This is a genomic window from Desulfogranum aggregans, assembly GCF_055398265.1.
This window is the reverse complement of the sequence record NZ_AP042447.1, coordinates 103,845-125,655: the sequence shown is the minus strand read 5'-3', so window position 1 is coordinate 125,655 and position 21,811 is coordinate 103,845. Positions and strand designations below refer to the sequence as shown.

Annotated in this window: 21 protein-coding genes; 16 read left to right on the top strand and 5 right to left on the bottom strand. The window is 52.4% G+C overall.

What is annotated here, in order from left to right; all coding sequences use genetic code 11:
- Positions 1 to 130 precede the first annotated feature (130 nt).
- Positions 131 to 415, bottom strand: coding sequence for a hypothetical protein (locus tag ACZ52Z_RS00560; protein ID WP_464268817.1), 285 nt, complete (start codon positions 413 to 415; stop codon positions 131 to 133).
- Positions 416 to 1,095: 680 nt separating this feature from the next.
- Here ACZ52Z_RS00560 and ACZ52Z_RS00555 point away from each other — a divergent pair.
- Positions 1,096 to 1,812 carry a GAF domain-containing protein gene (locus ACZ52Z_RS00555; RefSeq protein WP_464268816.1) on the top strand — a complete coding sequence of 239 codons (717 nt, stop codon included), beginning with the start codon at positions 1,096 to 1,098 and terminating at the stop codon, positions 1,810 to 1,812.
- Positions 1,813 to 2,171: 359 nt separating this feature from the next.
- Positions 2,172 to 3,812 carry a glutamate synthase-related protein gene (locus ACZ52Z_RS00550; RefSeq protein WP_464268815.1) on the top strand — a complete coding sequence of 547 codons (1,641 nt, stop codon included), beginning with the start codon at positions 2,172 to 2,174 and terminating at the stop codon, positions 3,810 to 3,812.
- A 52-nt stretch (positions 3,813 to 3,864) separates the two neighbouring features.
- Here the strand turns inward: ACZ52Z_RS00550 and ACZ52Z_RS00545 are convergent, their stop codons facing one another.
- On the bottom strand, positions 3,865 to 5,157 hold the full coding sequence (locus tag ACZ52Z_RS00545; RefSeq protein ID WP_464268814.1) for a helix-turn-helix domain-containing protein: 1,293 nt from the start codon (positions 5,155 to 5,157) through the stop codon (positions 3,865 to 3,867).
- A 374-nt stretch (positions 5,158 to 5,531) separates the two neighbouring features.
- Positions 5,532 to 5,861, bottom strand: a complete 330-nt coding sequence (locus ACZ52Z_RS00540; RefSeq protein ID WP_464268813.1) for a helix-turn-helix domain-containing protein — start codon at positions 5,859 to 5,861, stop codon at positions 5,532 to 5,534.
- Positions 5,862 to 6,423: 562 nt separating this feature from the next.
- Between ACZ52Z_RS00540 and ACZ52Z_RS00535 the strand changes: the two genes are divergently transcribed.
- The 14 genes from ACZ52Z_RS00535 (at position 6,424) to mobB (ending at position 19,409) form a co-directional block, all read left to right on the top strand.
- Positions 6,424 to 7,053 carry a flavodoxin family protein gene (locus ACZ52Z_RS00535; RefSeq protein WP_464268812.1) on the top strand — a complete coding sequence of 210 codons (630 nt, stop codon included), beginning with the start codon at positions 6,424 to 6,426 and terminating at the stop codon, positions 7,051 to 7,053.
- 174 nt (positions 7,054 to 7,227) lie between these two features.
- Complete coding sequence (locus ACZ52Z_RS00530; protein WP_464268811.1) at positions 7,228 to 8,253, top strand: DctP family TRAP transporter solute-binding subunit; 1,026 nt, start codon at positions 7,228 to 7,230, stop codon at positions 8,251 to 8,253.
- A gap of 6 nt (positions 8,254 to 8,259) precedes the next feature.
- Positions 8,260 to 8,736, top strand: coding sequence for a TRAP transporter small permease (locus ACZ52Z_RS00525; protein WP_464268810.1), 477 nt, complete (start codon positions 8,260 to 8,262; stop codon positions 8,734 to 8,736).
- Positions 8,736 to 10,019 (top strand): TRAP transporter large permease, encoded by a 1,284-nt coding sequence (locus tag ACZ52Z_RS00520; protein WP_464268809.1) that lies wholly within the window; start codon positions 8,736 to 8,738, stop codon positions 10,017 to 10,019. Before ACZ52Z_RS00525 ends, ACZ52Z_RS00520 begins: the two co-directional genes overlap by 1 nt.
- A 6-nt stretch (positions 10,020 to 10,025) precedes the next feature.
- Positions 10,026 to 10,871, top strand: coding sequence for a hypothetical protein (locus ACZ52Z_RS00515; RefSeq protein ID WP_464268808.1), 846 nt, complete (start codon positions 10,026 to 10,028; stop codon positions 10,869 to 10,871).
- Positions 10,872 to 11,194: 323 nt separating this feature from the next.
- Positions 11,195 to 11,797 (top strand): paraquat-inducible protein A, encoded by a 603-nt coding sequence (locus tag ACZ52Z_RS00510; protein ID WP_464268807.1) that lies wholly within the window; start codon positions 11,195 to 11,197, stop codon positions 11,795 to 11,797.
- Positions 11,773 to 12,420 carry a paraquat-inducible protein A gene (locus ACZ52Z_RS00505; protein ID WP_464268806.1) on the top strand — a complete coding sequence of 216 codons (648 nt, stop codon included), beginning with the start codon at positions 11,773 to 11,775 and terminating at the stop codon, positions 12,418 to 12,420. The genes ACZ52Z_RS00510 and ACZ52Z_RS00505 overlap by 25 nt, the downstream gene beginning before the upstream one ends.
- 346 nt (positions 12,421 to 12,766) lie before the next feature.
- Positions 12,767 to 13,516, top strand: coding sequence for a (Fe-S)-binding protein (locus ACZ52Z_RS00500; protein ID WP_464268805.1), 750 nt, complete (start codon positions 12,767 to 12,769; stop codon positions 13,514 to 13,516).
- Complete coding sequence (locus ACZ52Z_RS00495) at positions 13,509 to 14,978, top strand: LutB/LldF family L-lactate oxidation iron-sulfur protein (RefSeq protein ID WP_464268804.1); 1,470 nt, start codon at positions 13,509 to 13,511, stop codon at positions 14,976 to 14,978. Before ACZ52Z_RS00500 ends, ACZ52Z_RS00495 begins: the two co-directional genes overlap by 8 nt.
- The gene (locus ACZ52Z_RS00490) at positions 14,975 to 15,697 is read left to right on the top strand and encodes a LutC/YkgG family protein (protein ID WP_464268803.1); all 723 of its coding nucleotides are present in this window, start codon (positions 14,975 to 14,977) and stop codon (positions 15,695 to 15,697) included. Before ACZ52Z_RS00495 ends, ACZ52Z_RS00490 begins: the two co-directional genes overlap by 4 nt.
- Positions 15,698 to 15,793: 96 nt before the next feature.
- Positions 15,794 to 16,021: a hypothetical protein gene (locus tag ACZ52Z_RS00485; protein WP_464268802.1), complete on the top strand. Its 228-nt coding sequence runs from the start codon at positions 15,794 to 15,796 to the stop codon at positions 16,019 to 16,021.
- Positions 16,018 to 16,245, top strand: coding sequence for an outer membrane lipoprotein-sorting protein (locus ACZ52Z_RS00480; protein WP_464268801.1), 228 nt, complete (start codon positions 16,018 to 16,020; stop codon positions 16,243 to 16,245). The genes ACZ52Z_RS00485 and ACZ52Z_RS00480 overlap by 4 nt, the downstream gene beginning before the upstream one ends.
- A gap of 228 nt (positions 16,246 to 16,473) precedes the next feature.
- The gene (locus ACZ52Z_RS00475) at positions 16,474 to 18,915 is read left to right on the top strand and encodes a bacteriohemerythrin (protein WP_464268800.1); all 2,442 of its coding nucleotides are present in this window, start codon (positions 16,474 to 16,476) and stop codon (positions 18,913 to 18,915) included.
- Positions 18,915 to 19,409, top strand: a complete 495-nt coding sequence (gene mobB, locus ACZ52Z_RS00470) for a molybdopterin-guanine dinucleotide biosynthesis protein B (RefSeq protein WP_464268799.1) — start codon at positions 18,915 to 18,917, stop codon at positions 19,407 to 19,409. Before ACZ52Z_RS00475 ends, mobB begins: the two co-directional genes overlap by 1 nt.
- Before the next feature lie 177 nt (positions 19,410 to 19,586).
- Here the strand turns inward: mobB and ACZ52Z_RS00465 are convergent, their stop codons facing one another.
- The gene (locus ACZ52Z_RS00465) at positions 19,587 to 19,799 is read right to left on the bottom strand and encodes a hypothetical protein (protein WP_464268798.1); all 213 of its coding nucleotides are present in this window, start codon (positions 19,797 to 19,799) and stop codon (positions 19,587 to 19,589) included.
- A 28-nt stretch (positions 19,800 to 19,827) separates the two neighbouring features.
- The gene (gene leuA / locus ACZ52Z_RS00460; protein ID WP_464268797.1) at positions 19,828 to 21,522 is read right to left on the bottom strand and encodes a 2-isopropylmalate synthase; all 1,695 of its coding nucleotides are present in this window, start codon (positions 21,520 to 21,522) and stop codon (positions 19,828 to 19,830) included.
- Positions 21,523 to 21,811: the final 289 nt, after the last annotated feature.

Genomic DNA, 21,811 nt, shown 5'->3' with positions numbered 1-21,811 from the left:
CCAGGCAAGAATTTCCTGTGAGAAAAAGGGGACATTCCCTGCTCGCAATACCACACAGCCACCCCACTGCCGGTTGTGGTGCTACACCTTCTGAGAATACCGTTCCACCCAACTGGTGGACGTCAGGTCATCATCCCTGGTAGGCACAGCTGACCAGGTCTGAGAGGCTATAATCCACCTGCTCGGTGGACAGTGCTGAGAGAATAGCGTGCATTTCTTCTTCATCGTGAAAGGTTACCACGGTTGCCGCATCGCTCTGCTCTACTGCAATTCCATTTTTCGCAAGCACATCTGTTGCCTGCTGCAGCCCGCCGACAACCAATCCAATAACTGAAAAATCATTCATGTAAAAGGCAGGTAAATCAAGATGCTGGGCATAGTTTCCACCTTTTTCAACCATTCGTAGCATTCCCATTGTGCACGTTCCTCGAAGTTCATTCTTCATTTGGCGTTTCGATAGAATAAAGAAAAACAACCAGATAAAACTTGGTGCTTCTACCGCTGGCGTTGACGTCCATACTCCGTAACTTACCACATTGTCGCATTCCCCTCCATGCAAAGGAGCTAGCATGGAAAAACCCCTCGTTCACTTTTAGCGGCAGGAAAAACACTCGCTCGCCTCACGTTCTCCACAGATACTCTTTCCTACTGTTGCCCACGCGCTGTCTGCTTAAAGGATGTGTTTCAGAATATGAATGGCACAGGCAGACTCCAGGGGAAAGCTATTGTGCAAAAGAGTGCAGCAATCACCATTGTTGGCCTGAAACCGCCCTGAAGTCAATGGGTATCCACAGCTTTTCGTTGCAGTGTAAAACGGCTACATGGTATGATTTGCCGCTTATCTGAGGTATAGGTGAAAAACATACATAGAAGCCAGGCACCGGTCTCGCGCCGGGCGAACCACTTGCCATTTGTTCCTATTGCGTCCATCAAATGGGGATCAGACTCTCTCCATCATCTGGCATTTGGTTCAGCACACCTCCTGTACTGCTCAAAACTAGAGGCCGCAATCGGCCATACCTCTATTATTGCATCCCCGTACACACGATACACGTGTGTACGGTCTATGTGTCATTCATATTGCAGGTCGGCATTATGCAGAATAGCTCACCGGAATTATACGAAAAATATTTCAAAGCTCTTATGGAGATCAGCCAGGCGGTTATCTCTGACCACTATCTTGAGGATGTCCTCAAATTCATAGTCATGGTTACTGCGCAGGTTACTGGAGTTGAAATCTGCTCGCTATGGCTGGTTGAAACGATGAATGGGAAAAAGATAATCAGGCTGAAAACAACCCAGGCTATCGACAGGGATTATGTCCAAGATAGGATGCTTCACCTTGATGAAGGGGTTGTTGGTAAGGTTGTAGCCTGTGGTCATCCATTGGTGGTAAGGGATGTTTTAGCAGATGATCTGTTCAAGGAAAAAGAAATGGCCAGAAAACTGGGACTTGTTTCCATGGCCGGTGTCCCTCTTACCGTAGGCAACGACAATGTCGTCGGAGTACTCAACTGTTTCACCGACAGACCCCATGATTTTTCGGAATCTGAAATTAACCTGATCTCCACTGTGGCCAACCAGGCTGCACTGGCCATACATACTACCAAACTGGCAGTGGATGCCCGAAAAGCAAAAGAACAGCTTCGAACACGAAAGCTGGTTGAAAAAGCAAAAGAAATCATAATTGCCAGAAAAAATATTAGTAGTACTGAAGCCTTTCGCTGGATTCAGAAAAAAAGTATGGATTCCAGACGCTCCATGGGTGAGATTGCCGAAGCATTAATTTTGTCCGAAGAACTCTCTCAATAAAGCATCCTCAACTATCGATCGCGGCAGCATCCCCCCAATATTTCTTACGTACAGTGCCCTTCCGTTCTTCCTTTTCTTCAGCCCCTCTCTCTATTTTATGCCTCCCGCCCATGTCTTTTTTTATTAATTCAAAAAAATATTGACAAATTTTCAGTTTTGCTAATAATAGGCCGACACGTAATCCTCACTACTCAGGTACACCGGCATACAATGGCGTATGCCGACGTATAGTTTGTAAAGACAAGGGCGTCTCTATTCGGATAACCACAGGGAGCCCGTGTTTTTTTTCGCCAGGACTTCTTGTTATCCGGAGGCCCCTCAACCACCAGGCCTATACAGATACAAGGAGCATCAGGCACATGCGTTTTTCAAAAGCAAACGACGTTCTTGGAACAGTAAATCGCGGCAACTCTGCTGAATCAGGACTTTGCACCCTATGCCGAGCCGACTGCCAGGGCAAATGCGAAACTTGGCTCTCCGGGATGCTCGGCAGAAAACTACTATACCCCAGAGATTTCGGTTTAGTAACTGCCGGCGCAAATAACACCACCCATGTCGGCGTCTCTTACAATTCCCTGAGAATCCAAGGCCACGCCTACGGTTCCAAAGGACTCCATCAAACCCTTTCCTCCGATCCGGACGACTGTATCTTTCCCAACGTCAGTTTGGAAACTGAATTTGGCAACGAGATCAAAACCAAGTGTAAAATCCCGCTCATGACCGGAGCCCTTGGCTCCACCTTTATCGCTGCCAAATACTGGGATTCATTCGCCGTCGGATGCTCGCTGGTCGGCATCCCTGTAGTGGTTGGTGAAAACGTTGTCGGCGTTGATAAGCAATCAGAGATGAGCAATGGTAAAATCACCAAGGCCCCGGAACTCGACCGCAGAATAGAGACCTATCTTCGTTACTACAACGGCTATGGTGCCATTATCATTCAGCTCAACGTGGAGGACACCCGGAATGGAGTAGCCAACTATGTTGCTGAAAAATATGGAGATAATTGCATAATTGAGTTGAAATGGGGTCAGGGAGCAAAGGATATAGGTGGGGAGATCCAGGTCAGGAGCCTTGACTACGCCATGTTCCTCAAAAAGAGGGGCTATGTTGTCGACCCCAACCCTCTGCTTCCCGAAGTGCAGGACGCCTACAAAGCCGGTGCAGTAAAGGCCTTTGCCCGTCACTCTCGCCTCGGCGCCACCAACCTGGCATCTGTCGCTGATGTGAAGGAAGATTTCATGAAAAGCGTAGACTACCTGCGCAGCCTCGGTTTCAAGAGAATATCCCTCAAAACAGGTTCCTACGGTATGGAAGAGCTTGCAATGGCGATCAAATTCGCCACCGACGCCAAACTCGACCTGCTCACCATCGACGGTTCTGGCGGTGGTACCGGCATGAGCCCCTGGAACATGATGCAGAGTTGGGGGATTCCATCGGTTCACCTCCACGCCAAAGCATATGAATATGCCTCTGTACTTGCCGCGAAAGGACAGAAAGTGGTTGACCTTTCTTTTGCCGGCGGATTCTCTTATGAAGACAGCATCTTCAAAGGCCTTGCTCTAGGCGCGCCATATGCCAAGTTAATCTGCATGGGCCGCGGCATCATGATCCCAGGATTTCTCGGATCAAATATTGAAGGCGTACTCAAGCCCGAAAATAGAGAAAAGGTCCATGGCAACTGGGACAAACTCCCTTCCACAGTAAGCAAAATCGGTTCTTCGGCAGAAGAAATCTTTGCCTGTTACCACGACGTGGAAAAAGTTGTAGGCAAGGAGGAAATGAAAAATATTCCTTACGGAGCCATCGCCTTCTGGACTATGGCGGATAAACTGGGATGCGGGCTCCAGCAACTGATGGCTGGAGCACGAAAATTCAACCTGAATGAAATTTCACGGGAAGATCTCATTGCAGGCAACAGGGAAACTGCCAAAGAAACGGGCATCCCGTTCATGACCGAGGTCAACAATGAATCGGCCATGAGAATTCTCAACACCTTTTAGCTCTAAGCGCGTTTGGTTTCCTGCGAGCTGCCGCTCTCGGCACGCTCGCAGGTTATTTTTTTATCCTTACCCACAATAGCCTAGCGATATTGCTTGAATTGTTTTTCCATCCGCCAGGCATATCGTAGCTCAGATTGACAAGAGTACCCTCCTCCAGCTCTTTTTCATCCTCGCTTCCATATTGCAGGAGAAGGCTTCCGAAAAGAAGGAAGCCGAACTCACTTCCCTTGTGATGCAAAAAATGTGTTTTACAGGCTGCTCCTGGTTCAAATTCAACTATATAGGGCTCAAATCCATCGGCCCTTTCTCTCGGCATGAGTGCCTTTACCACGATCCCCTTGCCGGTGATTCCGGGAATAGTGATCTCTGAGGCTTCGGCTTGAGGATAAAAAATCCGCTCTCCAGCTTTATCATCCCCTCCGAAAAAAGAAGCCATATCCACTGAAAGCAATTCGCTTATTTTGAGTAAGGCTGGTATCGAGGGATAGATCTGGCCACTTTCAACTTGCGATATGGTACTGGGGGTCACGCCTACCTGCTTTGCCAGCGCGGTCTGTGCCATCCCTTTACTGGTCCTGCATGCTTTAATCCGCCTTCCTAAGTCTACTTTCCCCCCCATTCCTCCACGTTTTCGATCAAATGCCGGGACCCCGTCATTCATCCAGTAACCGTGGGCAGTATTGGCACTTTTATGGTTTCTTCCCTCGGCTTTTTTTACAGTGAGATAGTTCTGGCCCCTCTTTACGCTCAACTCCATAACCACCTGTGCTATCTGGCTGACACCGGAGATGAGCCTGCTGCTGTGTGCTTTATACTCCAGCTCCCAATAGGCGATAGTATTGAGCTCGTAAAGTTTTGGACAGGTTCGGGTATAAAACTTCAAGGTTTTTTCCTCGCTTTCCCACAAATCCTGAATACCGGTGAGGCTTTCGAATATATAATTCACCCTGCCCCCGCACATCCCGTAGACCGTCCCTAATGTATCGGCAAGTGCTTCAGGACTCTCGGGTTTCTTGACAGGGATCACTTTACACTGGGTCCAGGGTTGAGCGTTTTGATAAAATTTCAAAAAAAGGTCGCTCCCTCCTCCTTTCCCATAGGTAAAGCAGTCGAGAATAGTCAACAAACTGTTTTCAGCCAGTTTCCCAAGAGTAGAGAGCAAATTTTTTGGAGACCTGTCAAAACTCACGTAGACTATATGGTTTCCATCGTCAAAAGAAGATCGCATGAAGGTGAAGAAAAAAGCTGGAGCAAGGCTCCCGGACTCATCATGCCAGACCACATTATCCCCTGTTCGCAATCCACCGAGCAGGGTGTCCAGTTGCTTGTTTCCAGTACTTTCCATAGTATGTATTTTCTGGTCAATAGTTGTAGGAGTGTTGGGAGTAGCGTCTGGAATACTAGCAAATGTTTCATGGAACGCAAAACAAGAACCCAACAGGGGGTATCCTTTCTTGCAGAGCGGAGAAACCGCTCCCCTCCATATGCCCTGTTGAACAAGACTTTTTTTCCTGAAAACATGCAGCAACAAAAAAGAAAAACGATGGATACTTCCAAAAAAAGCCCTCTCCCGTCATAAAGGGAGAGGGCTTTTTTTCAATAGCTACCTTGATTTCTCTCCGCCTTTACCGACAGATGTCAAGGTAAAAGCTACCAATTTCGAGGGGCTGGCCTGGGGGATAGGGAAAGAAAAAACAATACGTACAGTTGGACCTAGAATCAGATGGGCGTGGTATTATACAGCCTGTCGGCGAGCTCCTCTTCCGTTGCTCCCCACGGGGTGGCAAACGCCTGCTTTTCACCTTGTAGCAGAGGGTTATACTCACCAAGCCATAGCAACCCTTTCGGGGTAATAAGATTGAACTCCTGATCAGGATCGGTCTCAATAACGCCTATGCCTTCCAACCTCTTAAGCGCCTGTTTCAGTGCAGGCAATTCAACCTGCAATTGGTTGGCAATAGTGGAGGAAGGAACCAACTGCGGATGGCTTTGCTGCAGATTTTCCTTAAGGATGGTGAGGACATTATAGGTCTGTGTTTGCATCGGCACGGAATCCTCTTGTGTTCATTTAAAAAGGTTAACAGTACTGGTTTTCAACGCTCAGTTGATCGTCTCACCCTTTACTCCCACTAAAAAATCACCTGAAGCCAACCGAGCGAACGGTCCGAATTAACTCCCTGAAGATGGGCGGAAATACTACGAGGCGCCCCTCCCCACCGGGGGGTCCAGGGGATTGCATAAAAGAAATTGATGTTTTTTGCAAACAAAATAGTAAGTAAAAATAAATTTTATTCAGCAAAGTAAAGTTTAAATAACAATCTTAAAACCTGCATAATGGAAGGCATGCAGGTGAAAAAGGGCTCCTCAGCCGTACTCCCCAGTACGGCGCTCAGTCCTTTTCCTGGAAAATGGTAAATCTTCACCAGGTACATATCACGAACTACAACCAGGTCGGTAAACCATGTGGCCGGATTCTCTTCCAGCTACAGTGGGCAGTGGCTTATATTTCAGGAAAAAATAACAACTTACTGCTGGCCAACCTCCTTTTTTTTCATTATAGAAAAGGGGAGTTTAACAAAGGATTGCGGCAGGGCAAAATGCCGGTTCCTTCATGCACATCACCATCCTCCGACAGGCTGCCATGCTGCATATTCTTGCTATCAATGGATCGTATAGACCCAGCGGGATCACCGACCAAGCCATTGAAGTGCTTGTCCATCAGGCACAAGCCAAGGGGATGACGGTGGAAGTTCTCCAACTGCGCGATTACCCCATCGAATTTTGCACCAATTGCCGAACCTGCACCCAACTGCCGGGAACCTCGCCCGGACGCTGCCCCCTGGACGATGCGATGGGCGAGCTTATCGAGAAGATAGAGCATGCCGAAGGCTACATCCTTGCTTCACCCACCAATTTTTATACTGTAACCGCGCTGTTTAAACGGTTCATGGAACGGCTGGTGGTCTATGCCTATTGGCCCTGGGAGATGCATGCCCCTCAATTAAGAAAAAAAGGTCTGAAGGGTAAAAAAGCAGTGGTACTTACCTCCTGTGCAGCACCCGGACTGTGGGGAAGAGTGTTTTACAGCACCATCAAAGAACTCAAACTGGCGGCCAAGACCATGGGTGCTCAGCCTGTGGACTCCCTCTGTATCGGTCTCATCAGCAGGGAGAACCATGCGGTGCTGCCGCCTGTGGTTGAAAAAAAACTTGCCCGGGCAATCAACCGACTGGGCGATTGAAAATAATCCGGCCTCCATGCGGACGCCTCTTTTCTCCTCCTCGCTTTCCTGCGCCTTTACCAGCACCGACTCCTGCTCATTCATGGTGATTATGGGTTGACCTCCTCCCCCCTTTCTTCTATCATCGTCGTCCGTTAACTCCTTTTTCTTTCCACCTTTTCCTCAGGAGGCATTATGCACAGACACATTCGACTGTTTTTTCTTCTCCTTGCCGCGACCCTTCTTGTTCCCGCGGCCTTACAGGCTGCGGGCTACAAGAAAGAATACAAAATGAGCGTAGTGGTCGGACCCAAACTCCCCTGGGGAGCAGGGGCCACAGCCTTTGCTGACCTGGTCCGCGAACGGACCGACGGACGCATCAATATCAAAGTGTACACCTCCTCATCTCTGATGGCCGGCAAACAGACCAACGAATTTCTCATCCACCGCCAGGGTGTGGCCGATTTCTGTTTTGCCTCCACCATCAACTGGTCCACCACTATAAAACAGCTTAATCTGTTCAATCTGCCTTTCTTTTTTCCTGATTACAAGGCACTTGATGCGGTTACCGGCGGTGAGGTTGGGGCAGAAATCGCCACGCTTCTCCACGATAAGGGCGTGACCCTGCTTGCATGGGGAGAAAACGGTTTTCGTGAGCTGACCAACTCCAAAGGCCCGGTACGTAAGCCCGAAGACCTCCACGGAATGAAAATTCGAGTGGTCGGCACACCGATATTTATTGATACCATGAAAGCACTTGGCGCAAACCCGGTCAATATGAACTGGGGAGATGCCCAGGTGGCCTTCCAGCAGGGTGTTGTCGATGGCCAGGAAAACCCGGTGGTAGCTATCGAAATACCGGTAAAGATCTGGCAGTTCCACCAGTATGCCACCATCTGGCGTTATGTCATTGACCCGCTGATGCTCACTGTCAATAACAAGGTAATGGCCAGCTTCACCCCCGAAGACCAGGAAATCATCCGCCAGGCCGCAAAAGAAGCCGCCGCTCAGCAACGAGCTATCGTCCGCAAGGGACTCATCGCTCCAGACCTGAGTGCCCTGGAAACACTGCGCAGCAACGGCATGGAAGTTGTTGAACTGGATCAGCAGGCGCGCATGGTCTTTCGTCAACAAACCCAGCCGGTCTATGATAAATGGGTGGAAAAAGTAGGTGCCGACCTTGTTGCCAAGGCGGAAAAAGCAATAGAGGCTGCACAATAATAAATCATGCGTACACATTTTCAATGGCTGGCCGGGCACCTGGAGGAGGTGCTCGGCGCCACGCTTCTTGCAGGTATGGCCTGCCTGGCTTTTGCCAATGTCATTACCCGTTACCTCTTTGAATACCCGCTGGCCTTCACTGAGGAGCTTGAAATAAATGCCCTGGTCTGGCTGACCCTTTTTGGCACATCCTGTGCCTTTCGCCGACGCCGCCACCTGCGGATGCTGTTTTTTCAAGAGAAGTTACCCCACAGTGCCCGCCGCTGGCTGAATCTCGTCATTTCCATTGCCGGCATCCTGCTCTTTTCCTGTCTTGGGTATCTTGGGTACCGCCAATTGCTTGATGAACGACTGCTGGAGATCACCTCAGAATCACTCGGTCTACCGCAATGGTGGTACACGGCCTGCATCCCCATTGGCTGCACACTGATCGTTCTGCGGATGGCGATCGCCACGGTTCAAGATTTTCGGGAGAAAAAATAATGGGAATCCTGCTGTTTGTCGGTTTTTTTACCCTCCTGCTGGCCGGTGCACCCATTGCGCTCTCCATTGGGCTGCCGACCTTCTTTGTCATATGGGCGGCTGATCTCGGCACGCCGGTGATTGCACCCAATTTTTTTGCCGGCATCGCCAAGTTTCCGCTGCTGGCCATTCCACTGTTTATCCTTGCCGGCTTTATTCTTGAGCGCTGCGGCATCTCCCAGCGCATCATTCACTTCGCTAACCTGCTTGTGGGCAGGCGCAAGGGAGGCCTGGCCATTGTTGCCATCGCGGTGTGCGTTTTCTTTGGTGGTGTTTCCGGTTCCGGCCCGGCAGACGCTGCCGCCATAGGCGCAATCCTCATTCCGGCAATGTATGCCCAGGGGTATAGTCGTGGCTACAGTGCCGCCCTTATTGCCGCAGCCGGGTCAACGGCTATCATCGTTCCCCCCTCCATTGCCCTGATCATCTATGGTGCCATTACCAACACCTCGGTTCCCGCCCTTTTTGCGGCCGGGGCTGTTCCCGGTTTCCTCGCCGGGCTCTCCCTGCTGATCCCGGCCGTGTGGGTTGCTCGGAAAAAAGGCTATGGTGCGGTAACCGAAACGGAAAAAAACAAGGAAAGCCTGCTCACCTCTTTTCGGGAGGCGTTCTGGGGGCTGCTGGCTCCGGTAATCATCCTGGGCGGACTGTACGGCGGCATCTTCACCCCCACGGAAGCTGCAGTAGTTGCTGTCTTCTACAGTTTACTGCTGGGGTTTGTCATCTATCGGACCCTCAGCCTTTCCTCTTTCTACGCCATCCTGGTTGAGGCCTCTGAGGCTTCTGCCATTGTCATGCTGATTGTCGCCTTTGCCGGCCTTTTTTCCTGGGCCGGATCAACGGTCGGGATACTGGACACTTTTGCCGGTATGCTGATGGGAATAAGTCAGAATGAATGGGTAGTGCTTATCCTGATCAACCTGCTGATCTTTATCGGCGGGATGCTTATTGACGCGATTTCCATCTTTTATATCTTTCTTCCGATTTTTATGCCGATCATCATCCACTACCAGTGGGATCCGGTATGGTTTGGCGTGGTTATGACCCTGAACCTTGCCATCGGCCAATTCACTCCACCGGTCGCGGTCAATCTCTATGTCACCACGCAGCTGGCCCACATCCGCATTGAAGATACCTTTAAAGCGGTGATCCCTATGGTCGCGGCAATGATCATCGCCCTGGTGGTGGTGGTGGTCTTTCCTTCCCTCTCCCTGTTCATCCCCCGGGTCTTGGGATTAATGTGAGCCAACGTGTTGCTGATAGGATGGAAAATCGTAATTTCCGCCCTGATGGTGGTAGCGGTCACCTGGGTTGCCGAACGGCTTTCGCCGCGATTTGCCGGGGTGCTGCTCGGTTTCCCCCTCGGGCTTGGTTTGGCCCTGTTCTTCATTGGCCTGGAACAGGGTCCTTTTTTTGCTGCTGAGAGTGCCCTCTGGTCCATCCAGGGAGTGCTTGCCTCCCTTGGATTCTGCATGGCCTATAATGGGGCAACCAGAATACAAAGACTTCCCCGGCTGCCCGGGATCATTACTTCTGTGCTTTTTGCTCTTGCCGCGTATTTCGCTACCGCGCTGCTGATCATGCGGTGCTTTCCGGAAGATATCCGCCTGCGCAATCTGTTGGTGGCACTGGCCCTCCCTGCGGCCGCTGTCCTTTTTCGTCTATTCCCCTTTGCAGCCTTAAAACAGCAGGTGCAACTGACGCCCCTGATCATCGGTTGTCGGGCGCTGGCTGCCGCCCTGGTTATTCTTCTGGTTACCGGCACCGCGACCCTCATCGGTCCCCAGTGGTCCGGTCTTTTTTCTGCCTTTCCCACCACCATTCTGCCCACCGTTGTCATTCTCCATATCCATTACGGTCCGGGCATCATCAATACGGTCTTTCGTGAACTGCCGCAAGGAATGCTGGCATTAGTCCTGTTCGCAATCTGTATCCACTTTTCCTATCCTATCCTCGGGGTTATCCCAGGCATATGCCTGTCGTATCTGGCCAGCGCCTGCTACCTGCTCGCATATGAAATAATATTCAGACAGCGAATTAATCAGCTCCTGGATGCCTTCACCGGGCTCATGCAGAAACACACCACCCTGCAATAAGTTTCCAGGTGCAGGAGCACACACGCGGCAACGCTCCGAATATCTGCCAGCATTTCTTGTAAAGATAAAGAATCTGCCCTGGATAATGGCAAGGTCATGCAGGAAAAGGTCTTACGCAATCCACTACGTGGTAGGGGTTTAAGTTTTGACCTCTGCCGAAAAAACAGTATACTTAGCCAGGAAACCGGCCTCAAACACCAGGGAAAGACTATTGGCACTTCTCTCTCATCGCAGAAAAACATGCAGTACGTTACCAGACGTTGAGCATGTGCTCATGGCGTATCAAGGCGCTCTGTACTTCCCCCGTTATAAGGACAGGAAAAATGTCTGATCACCTCATTGCCTGCCATGCATGTGACCTCTTGCACCGGGTTGGAAAAGTCCCCCTTGGCGGTGCTGCCCGCTGTTCACGTTGCGGCACTCCCCTGTATCGGCCAAAGCGGGACAGCATCAATCGCTCGCTCGCTTTTGCGGTGGCTGGCGCCATTTTTTTCCTGATCGCCAATACTCATCCCTTTCTGGGATTCAAAATTGGTGCACAGCTGCGGGAAACCACGCTTACCACAGGCATTTATCAACTGTATCAGCAGGATATGTATATTCTCGCCAGCTTGGTCCTGTTTACCGTCTTCATCGTACCGGCGGTCCACCTGGCCTGCATGCTCTACATTTTGATACCGTTACGGGCAGGTAGCGTCCCGCCAATGCTTGCTCCTGTTTTTCGATTGTATTTTCTGCTCAAGCCATGGGGAATGTTGGAAATCTTTATGTTAGGGATATTGGTTTCCGCAGTTAAGCTGATGAAAATGGCAACCATTATTCCAGGAGTGGCGCTCTATGCTTTCCTTGCGCTCATTTTTGTGCTTTCTGCCATGACCGTGACCTTAGATAATCATCTGATATGGAAAAAAATCGAGCATTCCTGAAGAATTCGAGCATAACCGCCAGAAAAGCAGGATTAGCCTCCTGCCATCGCTGTCATCTGGTGAGTAAGCTGTCTCAAAACAAAGGCACCTGCCCTCGTTGCGGCGCAACCGTGACCAGTCGCAAGCCAGAGAGTATCGCCCGCACCTGGGCCCTTGTTATTGCGGCTTTCATTTTCTATATCCCTGCCAACATATTACCTGTCACCTATACAACCTCCATTGGCATGGTCCAGTCGGACACCATCTTAAGTGGTGTGATTTATTTTATCCACTCCGGAAGCTGGCCGATTGCACTGATCATTTTTATTGCCAGTGTATTTGTCCCGTTGCTCAAGCTCGCTATCCTCATCCTCTTACTGCTTTCTGTACAGTTACGTTGGAACTGGCGCCCTGTCGATCTCACCCGCCTCTACCACCTTACTGAGGCCATTGGCCGCTGGTCCATGCTTGATATATTTGTCATTACTATTCTGGTTGCCCTGGTCCATTTAGGAGCATTGGCCAATATTGCCGCAGGTATGGGTGCCTTGTTTTTTGCTCTGGTTGTGGTTATCACCATGTTCGCGGCTGAATCTTTTGATCCCCGACTTATCTGGGACACCCTTGAAAATACACCTCAATAAAAAAACTGACGGTCCCGCCCTGTCCCGACCACCGGCTGCAGATCAGCTCACCAGACAGCGTCGTTCGAACTCCATCGTCTGATTCATTCCAGTATCTTGTTGCAATCATAAGACAAAAGGCCGATTGCCACACTCTTTCTCCCTTGTACCCCCTCCTGCCAATGACCGGTGCGGCCTCCCTTTTCCCGATGCATCTTTTCTTTGCCCAAAATGCCGTTTGTGTTTATCATGTGCCGCTTTCGGTGTAGGTTTAGCCCGCACATGTCGCGCAATACATGCCTCGCACCTCTTGGTATTGGTGTTATTCTTTCTTTGCTGGCCGAAATAACCGGTCAGGAGCCGTAATATGTCCCATCCTCCAACCGTTACCCTCTTTATTCCATGCCTGGTTGACTCCATGTTTCCTGCTGTTGGGGAAGCCATGGTTGACCTCTTCGACCATCTCGCTGTCCCGGTTGATTACCCCGCTGACCAGACCTGCTGCGGCCAGCCTCCATTCAACAGCGGCTACCGTCGTGAGGCTGCCGCAGCCGCGCAACATTTTCTCAATGTATTTGACCAGGCCGAGGTCATTGTCTGCCCCAGCGGGTCCTGCGTGCACATGGTTCGTCATCACTACCCATCCCTTTTTCAAGACGATCCCCGCCTGCTCACCCGCGCCGAGTCCGTTGGTAAACGTACCTTTGAATTGACCGAATACCTGATCGATGTCCTTGGCGTCACCGACACCGGGGCTGTCTACCCAGGTCGTGTGACCTATCACGACTCCTGCCATCTTGCCAGAGAACTGGGCATCAGGCAGCAACCCCGACAGCTGCTCAACAATGTCCGTGGACTCGAGCTGGTGGAGATGGCGGTCAGTGACCGCTGCTGCGGTTTTGGCGGCACCTTTGCCGTCCATTATCCGGAGATATCCACGGCCATGGTGGATGACAAGATCGATGCCATCCTGGCAAGCGGGGCAGATACAGTAACCGGTTGCGACATCAGTTGCCTGATGAATATCCAGGGCCGCGTTTCCCGTCGGGGTGAAGATGTCCAGGTGCTGCACATTGCCCAGCTACTGGCGCCAGGCGGAGGGAAGAACCGTGGCTAAAAATCATTCTTCCTCTGCCTACGCCCGTCTTGCCCATGACGGACTCAACAACCCCTGCCTGCAAAAAAGCCTCCGTGGCATGCAAGGACGTTTCGGCCAGGGAGCCCTTCGCATCTGGGAATCACTGGATGACCCATTCCTGCGACAAAAGGTCAAACAACGACGCACGTCGACCCTGGCACACCTCGACCTCGTTCTGGAAGAACTGACCGCCAATGTTGAAGGTCGAGGCGGCCGGGTCTACTTTGCCGAAACAGCCGAAGATGCAACACGCTACGTGCTCAAGGTGGCCCAGGACAACCGGGTACGGCAGGTGGTCAAAGGAAAATCCATGACATCGGCGGAAATTGGCGTGGATCAGGCGCTTGAGCAGGCCGGAATCGAAGTAACGGAGACCGACCTGGGCGAGTACATTGTCCAGCTTAACCAGGACACCGCCTCGCACATCATCGCCCCCTGCATCCATCTTGACCGGGAACAGATCGGCAGTCTCTTTGCCGACCGGCTGGGGATTGATTACACCGATGATCCGCCTACCCTGACTCAGGCTGCGCGGACAGCTCTGCGCCAAAAACTGCTTTCCGCGGACATGGGCATCACCGGCTGCAATATCGCCTGCGCCCAAACCGGCCACGTCTCGCTGGTTTCCAATGAAGGCAATATCCGGATGGCAACCACTATGCCGAAAATCCATGTGGCACTCATGGGCATGGAGCGGGTGGCCTCCACCCTGGCCGAGCATCAATCGCTGCTGCAGCTGCTCACCCGGGGCGCCGCCCTCCAGGACCTCTCCACCTATGTGAGCTTTCTCGGCGGACCTGCCGGGGAGGAGGAACCGGACGGGCCGGAACAATTCCATCTGGTGATTATTGACAATGGTCGCTCAAAGATTCTCGGTGACCCGGAGTTTCAGGAAGTGCTCTCCTGCATTCGCTGCGGCGCCTGTCTCAATATTTGTCCGGTCTACGGACGGATCGGCGGACACGCCTACGCTTCGCCCTACAGCGGCCCCATCGGTGCAGTGATAACCCCGCTCCTGTTCGGGGTCAATGAATTCGCGGACCTGTGCAAAGGAGAAACCCTGTGCGGTGCCTGCCGCGAGGTGTGCCCGGTGGATAACGATCTCCCGCGAATGCTCTCCGCCCTGCGCCATAAACTGGCCTACGGTGACGCGCACTGGGGAGTAGCGCCCCATAACCCAAAGGAACAGCGTTTTTTTCGTCTCTGGAGCCATATGATTCGTCGTCCCCGTCTCTACCATTTCTTGATCCGGGCGGCGGGCATACTCCAACGGCCCTTTCTCAATCGGAATCATACATGCTCCAACCTACCGGGAAAAGGCAGGGGATGGACAGCCACACGCGACCTGCCGCCCATCGCCTCTTCTTCGTTCAGGGATCGTTGGCAGCAGAGAGTAAGCAGGCGATCCATCAATCCCGGAAAACAACGGAGGTCCCGATGAACGCCCACCCGGAACCGCTCGCACGCTTACGCCGAATCTGCGCCGGTCACCCGCAGCGAACAGCCACTAGCTTTTCCGAACTGGTGCGATTTCAAGGTGAGACGACCTACCCGGTCGACAGTCATGACAACACAGGACAGCACCAGCCGGTACAGCTGTTCATGGAGCAGGCCAGGCCACTCAACCTCCTTACCCACCTCTGCTCCGGGTGGCAGGCCGCTGCTGCCACGATTGGAACCATCGCTACGGCTGGCAAGCTTGAATTCACTGCCCGAAAAGAGATTATCGCCCATGCGCATCCGGATATTGATGCCCTGCAATTGGAATCGATGCTGGCTGCTTTAGACATTCCCCTCCATCGCAGCGTAGGCGATGCAGCCACAGTCAGGCAGCACACCATGAACAGCTTCATCGGCATCACCGCAGCCGACTGGGGCGTGGCAGAATCCGCCACCCTTCTTCATTTGACGGCTCCCGGCCGTCCCCGGTCGACCTCGCTGGTTCCTTCCATTCATATTGCCCTTCTCCCCATCCATCGACTGCTGCTCAACCTGGAGCAGGCCTATCAGCAACTCCAGAGCACCTCGTTGCCGGACTCCCTGGTCTTTATCACCGGACCATCCAAAACAGCGGACATCGAAGCACACATGGTTCTTGGCGCCCATGGCCCCAAGGAAATGCACGCCATCCTGGTTGATCTGGAGGGAAAACCGGTGTAGCATGCAGCATCTACATGCAAGAAGTGGCTGCCATGCGTTTTATCCTGAAACCGCTTTCTTTTTTCGATTGCTCACCGCCTTCTGCTGCTCTATTCTGTGGTACGTCCCCCTGTGCTCGCCGAACAATCGGCCGACAAAGCGCTTGCCATCCCTGAGCATGCCATTGACCACTGGCGTGGTACCCGCTCCATCGCCACCTTCACCCTCACCATCCACCGTCCTGACTTTGAGCGATCCATGCGCATGAAAGGCTGGACCAAAGGCCGACGCAACGGTCTGTTTTTGTCCTGGCGCCACCCAAGGATGCAGGCAACGGTACTTTGAAAAAGGGAAGGGAAATGTGGACCTTTAACCCGGAAATCAACCGGGGCATCAAGTTGCCGCCGTCCATGATGAGCCTATCGTGCATGGACTCGGATTTCTCCAACGACGACCTGGCCAAGGCAGACAGGGGCCTTGCTGCTCCAGCCACGAGTGGACCGGAGTATCTCCTCCTCACTGCAGTTGCTCGCCGGCTGCACCATTCCGATGGACGGGACGGACAGTGAATTCGGTACCATCACCCTTCCTGCGAGGGAAGTCACCACCAACAGATCCACCCAACTCTACCTGATACTCACCTGGTACTTTTAGACAGGGACAATCTCCCCTCCCCGGTCGTTCATCGCAGAAGAGCGCTTTGGGAAAAAGCTGAGGAATTCATTTCACCAGTCAGCCCGCCTGTGATAAAATCGACCCCAGGTACCATTTATATGTATATTTCAGGAGACCAACCTATGATCGGCTCGTTGTTTCGCCATAATTTTCGCCTCCAGCTTATTGCTCCGGTTGCACTCGCTCTTGTCCTGACCCTGGGAGCGGTCGTTTCCGTTACAGTGATAGCCCAAAACAGTGCAACCACCCAGCTTCGGCAATTGATCGGTGATTCCTTTGAGGGGGTACGCTCAACCATTGATAACAACATGCAGCAATTCGCTGACACGGAACAACACAAGCTGGCGGCGATGAACGCCACGGTACAGGAGACGGTGACCAGTTCCACCCGGGAGAGCCTTACCAGGGTCACCCAGATCATGAACCAGAAAATCTCCGACCTGGAAGAAGAAAAGGCGCACGCTCAGGCCAAGCTGCTTGGCCAGCTTGGCCGACCGGCAGTCATCATGGAGGATTACTCTACCCTGGAAGGATATGCCCAACAGGCCTTACAGGACGACCAGCTGGTTTTTGTCTTTTTCCTCGACAGCCAAAAACAGCCGCTGACCCGTACGGTCAACCTGGAAAATAAACGCATGCGGGAACTGCTCCCCGCACAGGGCATGCCCAACCCCAAAGCCATTATCCTGGAAGCCATGGGCAAAGACGACCTGCTGGTTGCCAATCATCAGATCACGGTTGATGATGAAGTGATGGGTGCTGTGTTCCTGGCGTTGGATATCTCCCAATCCCAGCAGGCGGCAGCCTCAACCAACAAGCTCCTGGACGAACTGGTCGCCGCAAACCAGAAAGAGGTTGAGCAGCTCATCGACAGGGAAGCGCAATCTATCCTTGCTTCACTGGATCAATCCATCGGAACCCTGCAGCAAGGTACAACCCAGGATGCCAGAGACACCATTGGTCAACTCACCACGAAAAGCCATGAGATTGTTGGCGCAACCAGGGGATACCTGCTCGCTGGAACGGGCCTCTGCCTTGCAGTCGTCCTCATCATTCAGCTCCTCAATGCCCGCTCTATTCTTCGCCGATTGGGCGGAGAACCTTCGGCAATGGTTGCCATGGCCAAAAGTATTGCCGAGGGCAACCTGGACATTTCCTTTCCAGAGCGAACGAAAGTCGACCAGGCGAGCCTGCAGGCTTCGTTGCAGCATATGGTTACCAGCCTGCAGACATTGATTGGCAAGCTCCTCACAGAGGGGCAACGGATGGAGGATATGTCAGCAACCCTTGGTGCAGCCGCCCATGAAATGAGCAGGGATGCCGAACTCTCAGCCCAAAAAACTGCGGCCGTGGCGGCCGCGGCCGAGGAAATGAGCGTGAATGTCGGCACGGTCTCCCAGGCCAGCGAACAAACTGCCGGCAATGTACAGGCGGTCTCGCTGGCCATTGAAGACATGACCAGGGCCATGGATGACATTGCAGTCAACACTGATCGGGCAGCGGCCATCACCGAAGAAGCGGTATCCCATGTACATGCCTCTTCCACCAAGGTCAATGCACTGGGGGTCGCAGCCAGAGAAATCTCACAGGTAACCGGGGTTATTACCGATATCTCCGAACAGACCAACCTGCTGGCGCTCAATGCAACCATTGAAGCAGCCCGGGCCGGCGAGGCGGGAAAAGGCTTTGCCGTGGTAGCCAACGAAATCAAGGAACTGGCAAAGCAGACCGCAGAGGCTACCGGAGAAATTAGAGCTAAAATCGAAGGCATCCAAAACTCGACTGACGACACGGTGTCGGAAATAACACGCATTTCCACCGTCATCACCGATGTGAATGATATCGTCACCTCCATTGCCTCGGCTGTCGAGACCCAAAGCGCAACAGCAGCCACCGTGGCCGAGAATATCCACTCCGCAGCCCAGGGGATCGGCGAGGTCAGCGACAATGTTGCCCAGAGCAGCGCGGTATCACGAGAAATCGCCGAGGAAATCAACAGCGTAAGCAGCCTGACCGACAATTCTCGCCAGTGCAGCGTACGGGTTGAAATCAGTGCAGAAATGCTCTCTGGAGTGGTTGAGGAGCTGCAGAACGAAACAAACCGTTTTCAACTCGGCAAGACGCCGGCCGCACAAAGCGAATCAGCAGCTGCAGGAAAAGAACTCATAGCGTGGATGGACAAACTCGCTACAGGTATAGACTCGATTGACGGGCAGCACAAACGACTGGTTGAACTGGTAAACAGCCTTCACCGGCTTACCCTCAACCATTCCTCCCGCGCCGAGGTGGGCACCATTCTCGACGAGTTAATCGCTTACACCGGAAAACATTTTCAAACTGAAGAACAACTGTTTGACCACTACAGCTATCCGGAAGCCGAGGAACACAGGGAGGAGCATGCCACCCTGGTCAGTCAGGTGGTTGCCTTCCAGCGCCAGTTCAGGGCAGGATCATCGGAAGTCGATACCGACCTGCTCGTCTTTCTCAAAGACTGGCTCATCGACCACATCATGAAAACCGATAAACGGTATGCTCCCTTTTTATTAGAAAAAGGGGCGAACTGATGAGTACCCCTCCTCTTATCAGCTTTATCGGATGGCACAATTCCGGTAAAACCACTCTGGCCGCCCGGGTGGTCGCCCGTCTTGCCGAACAGGGGTTTGCGGTATGCGTGATCAAATCGACCAAGGAAACCGGCATCGAACTGGACACCCCCGGCACCGACACCCACACCTACGCACGAGCAGGCGCACAGAGTGTGGCCTTAGTTGCTCCTGACCAGCTGATGTTGAGGACCACCGTCCCTGTCAGAGACCTCCTCCTACTGGCAGCAAGGTACGGTGACCGGGCGGACCTGGTCGTGGCCGAGGGGTTCAAGCATACATCGGAGGTACCAAAAATCGAAGTCCACCGGCAAGGCTCGGATTACCTCCACCTCCAGGTGGACAATGTAGTCGCAGTAGTCAGCGATGAACCGGTGCAAGGATTGCCGCATTTCTCCACCGAACAGACGGATGAGATGGCCGCATTTATTCTACGGTTCCTGCAGCTCGACTGACTCCTCCTCCAGGGACGTACCTTTCCATTAACCATGGAAGGAAGCGACGTGTTCCGTTGTTGGCCACTGAAAGAGAAGAAACATCGCGCAACCAAATATTTATTGTGGCTATCCTGAATAATCCGATTGTTTACAAGAGAGAAGCAAGCACCTCCATCAGCATGGCCAACCAATCAATCAGGACTTCTTCCTGCGGGCCCCTTTGACCCGTCGATACCGGAACCAGAACCCGGTAGCCGAGAGCAACCCACCGAACGCAATCACCCCATACTTAACCATCTCGACATCAATGGCCCGGGCAGCCACCACGATCAGCAGTAACCCGAGGATGATCAACAGCCAATCGGTAACGATCTGGAAAACGGTGTTAAAAGAATCTAACAAGGACACAACCACTCCCCTCTGTAAACGTAAACCATTAATGGCCAGCCGCCTTGTTTGCCGATCGGTTCAGTGCACTGAGCAACGCTTTGACCGAAGAAATGATGATATCGGTATCCACCCCGGCGCCCCACCAGCTTTCATGGTCCTGGTCATAAATCTCAATATAGGTGACTGCTTTCGACGAGCTGCCGCGGGTGAGGGCGTGCTCATGATAGGCATGGAGGGTAAAATCAAGATCCAGAGCCTTACGCAACCCGGTACAGAGCGCATCCAACGGTCCGTTGCCGACAGCTTCCACCCAGATTTGCTCACCATGAACTTCAAGCATGGCTTCCACTTCAGCGGTTGAAAGCTCCTCGTCATTATCCAGGTGCCGTTTGAGCACGTTGAAGGCCTTCAGGGCATAGCCGTTGCGGGAAAAAAGATACTCTTTTTCAAAGGCATGGTAGATCATCTCCGAGCTTAACTCATCACCGTAACTATCGGCAATCTCCTGCACTACCCGCCCAAACCCCGGATGCATCTCCTTGGGCAGCTTGAAACCGAATTCATTGTCCATCACATAGGCCACACCGCCCTTACCGGATTGTGAATTGATGCGGATGATCGACTCATAGGTACGTCCGACATCTTCCGGATCAATGGGCAGATAAGGGACGGCCCATTGGCCATCGCTATCTCCCGATACCGCATCCATACCTTTATTGATAGCATCCTGGTGAGAACCGGAAAAGGCTGTGTACACCAACTCCCCGGCATAGGGATGACGGGGATGCACACTCATTTTGGTGCACCGCTCATACACGTTGATCACCTTATTGATATTGGACAGATCAAGTCCGGGGTTTACCCCCTGGGTAAACAGGTTGAGGGCAAGGGTCACCAGATCAACATTCCCGGTCCGTTCGCCATTGCCGAACAGGGTCCCTTCCACTCTATCCGCCCCGGCCATCAACGCAAGCTCGGTGGCGGCCACCGCGGTACCCCGATCGTTATGGCCGTGCAGACTGATAAGGGCACAGTCCCTGCTGGTGAGGTTTCGGCAGAACCATTCTATCTGATCGGCGTAGATATTGGGAGTCGACATCTCCACCGTGGCAGGCAGGTTGAGGATGACCGGATTCTCAGGAGTCGGTTCCCACACATCCATGACGGCTTCACATATCTCCAGGGCGAAATCAAGCTCCGTACCGGTGAAGCTCTCCGGCGAATACTGGTAGCGAATACGTACGTCGGTATCCTTGGCCAGCTGATGAATCAGCCTGGCGCCGGCAACTCCGAGGGCAATAATCTGTTTCCTGTCCATTTTAAACACCACATCCCGCTGCAGGGTGGAAGTGGAGTTATAGAGGTGGAGGATAGCCTCTTTGGCACCTTCAAGGGACTGAAAGGTCCTCTTGATGAGCGGTTCCCTGGATTGGGTAAGGGTCTGAATGGTTACTCCGTCGGGAATCTTACCCTCCTCAATCAGCATACGCATGAAATCATACTCAATCTGAGACGCTGCCGGGAACCCTACTTCAATCTCCTTGAATCCTATGTCGGTCAGCAGCTTGAACAGCTCCATTTTTTCCTCAAGGTTCATCGGCTGTACAAGCGCCTGATTGCCGTCCCGCAGATCGACGCTGCACCAGATAGGAGCAGTATCAATGATCGCCGATGGCCAGGAGCGATCAGGCAGGTTAACCAACGGATAGGGACGGTATTTCTTGGTTTTTAAGGGATCCATGGGCATCTCCAGGTATACAGAAGTCAAAAAAACAAAAAAAAAGCCACGGTTTACATAAACCGTGGCTTTAAGGGATCAATTCTTTTTCGCTCTTAACAGACAGCGCCCTCATCTGCCACGGTATCGGGTAGCAGTGCATTGTGTAGCAGAAGTAGAGCGAGGCGAAGTATCATATTCAGTCGAAGTAAGGTGTAGAGCAATTTTTTCTATACTAAAGCTGTCAGGCAGATTGTCAAGCAAGAAATAGGCAATACCACGATCTTTCCGTGCTATTGATGATCAGCTTCTC

Excerpts from the sequence above, each read along its gene's own strand:
- ACZ52Z_RS00500 (WP_464268805.1), top strand. The coding sequence starts at position 12,767 with ATGTCCCATCCTCCAACCGTTACCCTCTTTATTCCATGCCTGGTTGAC.
- ACZ52Z_RS00535 (WP_464268812.1), top strand. The coding sequence starts at position 6,424 with ATGCACATCACCATCCTCCGACAGGCTGCCATGCTGCATATTCTTGCT.
- ACZ52Z_RS00530 (WP_464268811.1), top strand. The coding sequence starts at position 7,228 with ATGCACAGACACATTCGACTGTTTTTTCTTCTCCTTGCCGCGACCCTT.
- ACZ52Z_RS00490 (WP_464268803.1), top strand. The coding sequence starts at position 14,975 with ATGAACGCCCACCCGGAACCGCTCGCACGCTTACGCCGAATCTGCGCC.
- ACZ52Z_RS00520 (WP_464268809.1), top strand. The coding sequence starts at position 8,736 with ATGGGAATCCTGCTGTTTGTCGGTTTTTTTACCCTCCTGCTGGCCGGT.
- ACZ52Z_RS00555 (WP_464268816.1), top strand. The coding sequence starts at position 1,096 with ATGCAGAATAGCTCACCGGAATTATACGAAAAATATTTCAAAGCTCTT.
- ACZ52Z_RS00475 (WP_464268800.1), top strand. The coding sequence starts at position 16,474 with ATGATCGGCTCGTTGTTTCGCCATAATTTTCGCCTCCAGCTTATTGCT.
- ACZ52Z_RS00560 (WP_464268817.1), bottom strand. The coding sequence starts at position 415 with ATGGGAATGCTACGAATGGTTGAAAAAGGTGGAAACTATGCCCAGCAT.
- ACZ52Z_RS00550 (WP_464268815.1), top strand. The coding sequence starts at position 2,172 with ATGCGTTTTTCAAAAGCAAACGACGTTCTTGGAACAGTAAATCGCGGC.
- leuA (WP_464268797.1), bottom strand. The coding sequence starts at position 21,522 with ATGGATCCCTTAAAAACCAAGAAATACCGTCCCTATCCGTTGGTTAAC.
- ACZ52Z_RS00525 (WP_464268810.1), top strand. The coding sequence starts at position 8,260 with ATGCGTACACATTTTCAATGGCTGGCCGGGCACCTGGAGGAGGTGCTC.
- mobB (WP_464268799.1), top strand. The coding sequence starts at position 18,915 with ATGAGTACCCCTCCTCTTATCAGCTTTATCGGATGGCACAATTCCGGT.
- ACZ52Z_RS00510 (WP_464268807.1), top strand. The coding sequence starts at position 11,195 with ATGTCTGATCACCTCATTGCCTGCCATGCATGTGACCTCTTGCACCGG.
- ACZ52Z_RS00505 (WP_464268806.1), top strand. The coding sequence starts at position 11,773 with ATGGAAAAAAATCGAGCATTCCTGAAGAATTCGAGCATAACCGCCAGA.
- ACZ52Z_RS00545 (WP_464268814.1), bottom strand. The coding sequence starts at position 5,157 with ATGGAAAGTACTGGAAACAAGCAACTGGACACCCTGCTCGGTGGATTG.